The sequence below is a fragment of the Vibrio sp. 10N.247.311.14 genome (assembly GCF_041467715.1).
In the GTDB taxonomy this organism is placed as follows: domain Bacteria; phylum Pseudomonadota; class Gammaproteobacteria; order Enterobacterales; family Vibrionaceae; genus Vibrio; species Vibrio crassostreae_C.
Genome location: NZ_JBFSVE010000104.1, coordinates 1 through 3,458, shown reverse-complemented (window position 1 = coordinate 3,458; position 3,458 = coordinate 1). Strand labels below are relative to the sequence as shown.

The following is a 3,458-nucleotide window of genomic DNA, read 5'->3' as shown; positions in this document are numbered from 1 at the left end:
TGAGCCCGTAGAGGACTTTCACCTCCTAGATCAACGCCATGCTCGGCGCACAATATAAAAAATGGACGCTCGTAGCGTCCATTTTTGTCTCAGCGGCTAACCACGAGAAGATGTCTGATTTGATTCGTCTACGAAGTAAAGAAAGAAGACAACATCCAGATAGCTAACACGATGAAAACTCCGCCCATGACTTTCTGTTGATAGGTACGAAACTTCGCGTTTTCTACGAGAGATTTACCAATCGTACCCACTAACGCCACCAGCAAAAAGTTAAACGTTAAGCCGAGAACATTCAGTAATAAACCCAGAACAAGCATCTGCTGACCGGAAGTCGCTTCAATATTCGTCGACACAAACTGAGGCAGAAACATCACAAAGAAAACCAACGCTTTAGGATTAAGCAGGTTACTGATTAGCGCTCTTTGATAGTAGGCTTTTGCTGCAAAGTTATCGCTTAACTCAGGCGCGTTACCCTGATCTGTTCGCAGGCAGTCCCATCCCATCTTCAACAAGTACGCGCCGCCTAACAAATGTAGAGCTTTAAGCGCTATTGGGCTCATTGCGATCAACGCTGATACACCCATAGCCGCTAATACTGTCAGAATGATACCAGAAGTCGCATTACCTAGGCTTGCAAACACGCCGACCTTACGGCCATAGCTCATGCTTGAACTCGCAATCAGTAACATATCAGGGCCAGGTAAAAGAAGAAGTGCAACAACGGCAGTCAGGTAGACAGGTAAAATGGTTAAGTCGATCATGAGGGTCAGCATTGATAAAAACGGAGGCGGATTTTATATCAATTACTAACACCCTTCCAGATACAATCAGTTGTTCGACGTTTATTTAATCGAATTAAAAACCAACATTAAGCGACAAAGCCAATTTATTAACTAAATAGAAAAGACTAATTAACTTGCTACCCATTCGATCTCAATCAATGTCGTATCGCCACACTTTAGGCGACCAAGGAAGATATCGCCTCGATGTACGGCCCCAACACCTTTTGGCGTACCTGTCATCACAACATCGCCGTCTAGTAAGGTGGTATAAGAAGACAGCTCTTCTAGGATAGTTTTTGGAGAGTAAAGCATCTGCTCAACATGTCCTTTCTGAACACGAACACAGTTAATAAACAACTCTAGGTTTAAGTCTGCAAGGTCTAAGTTATCAATTGGAACAAAGCGACTAAATACGGCTGAGCCATCAAAAGCTTTGGCGCGTTCCCAAGGTAAGCCTTTCGCTTTTAAGCTACTTTGCAACTCACGCTTGGTGAGGTCTAACCCTAAGCCCACGGCTGAGTATTGGCCATTTTCAACGATAAAGCAGATTTCAGCTTCATAGTGCAGTGCTTCTTGATGAAACGAAGAAAGAGAGGAAGTCACGCTGGTGCTTGGTTTATTAAACACCACCATAGAGTCAGGAATCGCATTGTTAAGTTCTTCAATGTGATCGACATAGTTACGCCCAACACACAGTACTTTTGTTGGGGTTGCTGTTCGTTTCGACTTCATCAGCTGTTCCTGATCGACAACGCTGCTCATAGTTTATCCCTGAACTATTTTTAGAGAGCAGAGTTTAGCGCATCATAAAATGAGAGTCTTCGACAAGATGATTACCGATCTCTAAATTCTGATCTTGAGCTCAATTCATTGATTTGAATACTTTTAGGTAAATATCGGTGTATACCTCGACCGACCCAGCAGGAATAGAGTCATCGGCTTACATAAATTAGAGAAAATGAAACTAAAGTAGGCAGTTAAATTTGAAGAGCATTAAAACGAAAGAAGCCCTCTCAAACCAAAGGCTTGAGAGGGCTTAGCATGGTGTCTAGGACAGTATCCTAAAAGGTAAACTTAAGGAGTAAACACTATGCTAAATAAGTCTGCGACTTATAGGTAGTAACGAGCACCAAGTAGCCACTGGTCATCAGCTTTTTCTTTGTACACGCCAGAACCTTGTAGGTCGAACTGGTAACCAGCAAAGCCTACGAACTGAGATGTGAAGTTGTATTCAGCTTGTAGAGCTGAAGTGCTGTATACAGTTTCGCTGTTCTTGTCGTCTTCTACCGCTTCGTAGTTAACGCTTAGGTTAAGGCTGTTAGCTAGTGCGTAAGATGCTAAAAATTCGTAACCTGTAGACTCTGAAATAACGCCAAACTTACCATTATTCATGTAGTTGTTCGCTGCGTATACAGCTGCAACGTAAAGACCTTCAGAACCGTATGAACCGTAAGTTGCACTTAGTACATTAGAATCAGCAGTCTTTGAATCAGTACCAACATTAGCACCAGTACCGAAAGTAACGTCACCAGTATTGTAAGCGTAGTTCACAGAGAAGTTAGCGATATCGTAGTTCAACGCGATTTGAGCACGGTTGCCGTACTTATTCTCTGAAGCAACTTCGTTGTATTTTTCGTCAGAAACCTTACGACCTTGCCATGCAACGCCAATTGCTAGAGAGCCAGCGTTACCGAAATCCACAGCGTTAGCGTAGCTCACCATCTCTTCAGCACGACCAGTACCTAGATTACCGTGATCTTCGTAGATGAAGTCATTCGCAAATGCGATTGGCATATCTGCTACACCAGCAACGTTGTAGTAAGGTGCCCATTGAGTACCTACTGCTGCACGACCGTAATCATCGTGAGAAAGGCCAACGTAACCAAGACGAGTTGTGAATGACTGATCACCACCGTCTAGCATGTTTAGCGCCCATTCACCTTTAGCATCAGCAGTAAAGCCGTTACCAAGTTCATGAGTTGCACCGAAGTTGATACGTGGAGAAACAGTTTCTACACCGATGTCGTCGCTGTTAAGGCGGTCAGCGCTGTTTACATCACCAACTGCAACTGAAACGTGGCCGCCAACAGAGAATGTTGTTCCGTCTTCGTTGTAAAGTTCTACTGCAACTGCCTGTGTACCAAATACTGCACCAGAAATTGCTAGCGCTAAAAGTTTCTTATTCATTTGTCATGTCCATTATGTAACTGGGTGAGTTATTCACTAACAACCTCGTGCTTACGGAGAAGTTGTTACCTGCATTTAACAAGTAGGCAAACCCTAATATACGAATGACAAGAAAGTTGCATTAAAATATATAAAATAAAAAAAATCGCACTATAAAAAACAAAAATACCTTCTAAAACAAATAAATAATACAGCAATCACTGGGAGCTCTTTTCATTCTTTGAGATAATTACTTTGATTATTTTTGATTTTATAATCACCAAGAAAGCATTAAAAATCTAAACCCAAGGTAACTCATCAGACCATCGAGAGGCTCGCCTTTGCCTTTGAAACATTTTGTAACACGTAGAGCTCAGCTGAAATATTTAGCTTTGTGAAACAAATCCCAATATGAGCTAGGAAAAATCGTTCAATAGAAAGTTCATTAGAGAAAAACAATCGAGTAGGAGGAGGCCTCACGGCCTCCGTCCTCTCACACCACCGTACAAG

At 42.4% G+C, this 3,458-nt stretch carries 3 protein-coding genes; all 3 read right to left on the bottom strand.

Annotated features, from left to right (window positions below):
* Window positions 1-128: 128 nt before the first annotated feature.
* Window positions 129-761: a LysE family translocator gene (locus tag AB6F11_RS21530; RefSeq protein WP_104216058.1), complete on the bottom strand. Its 633-nt coding sequence runs from the start codon at window positions 759-761 to the stop codon at window positions 129-131.
* Between the two features lie 150 nt (window positions 762-911).
* Window positions 912-1,544 carry a fumarylacetoacetate hydrolase family protein gene (locus AB6F11_RS21525; RefSeq protein ID WP_017068641.1) on the bottom strand — a complete coding sequence of 211 codons (633 nt, stop codon included), beginning with the start codon at window positions 1,542-1,544 and terminating at the stop codon, window positions 912-914.
* Between the two features lie 348 nt (window positions 1,545-1,892).
* Entirely contained in the window at window positions 1,893-2,969 is a 1,077-nt protein-coding gene (locus tag AB6F11_RS21520; protein WP_102393160.1) for a porin, read from the bottom strand.
* Window positions 2,970-3,458: the final 489 nt, after the last annotated feature.